Source organism: Paraburkholderia sp. UYCP14C (genome assembly GCF_004197395.1).
GTDB lineage: Bacteria > Pseudomonadota > Gammaproteobacteria > Burkholderiales > Burkholderiaceae > Paraburkholderia.
On record NZ_SELS01000331.1, the window covers coordinates 1 to 549 of the forward strand.

Consider the following 549-nt stretch of genomic DNA (forward strand, 5'->3'; position numbering starts at 1 on the left):
GGGTTCTGTTGCAGTAAGGGTGTCGGGACGAGAAATGTCGATATGATAAGTATTGCTTATGACACAAGGGAGTAAAACTGCTGGGAAGCAGGCGACGGGCATTTGCCCGCACATTTCATCTGTCCTTTCCTGATCATGTGCATTACCTCGATGCCGCCGAGAATGACCCTCGCACGGTGGAAGTTCTTGAATCCCAGCATCGGCCGGGTCCGGCGTTTGATAGCCCGATGGTCCTGTTCGACAATGTTGTTCAGGTACTTGATCTGACGGACCTTGATCGGCGTCTCGCAATCGGCATTCACCGCATCCAGTGCGGCCAGATTGGAGCCGCTTTTGTCGATGGTCACGGTCTCTGGCGTACCATTATGGGCGATCGCCTTTTCAAAGAACCGCCGGGCAGCGACCTTGTCCCGCCTGGCCCTGAGCAGGAAGTCGACCGTGTCGCCCGCCTTGTCCACTGCCCGGTAAAGATATTTCCACTCGCCTTTGATCTTGATATAGCTCTCGTCCATTCGCCAGCTTTTCCCAACCGGACGCTTGTGCTTGCGC

1 protein-coding gene is annotated in these 549 nt (G+C 55.4%); it reads right to left on the reverse strand.

Annotated elements, in window-relative coordinates:
• Positions 1-56 precede the first annotated feature (56 nt).
• Positions 57-549 (reverse strand): IS6 family transposase (locus EVC45_RS45100; protein ID WP_129964417.1); only part of this gene is annotated, 493 nt, incomplete at its 5' end.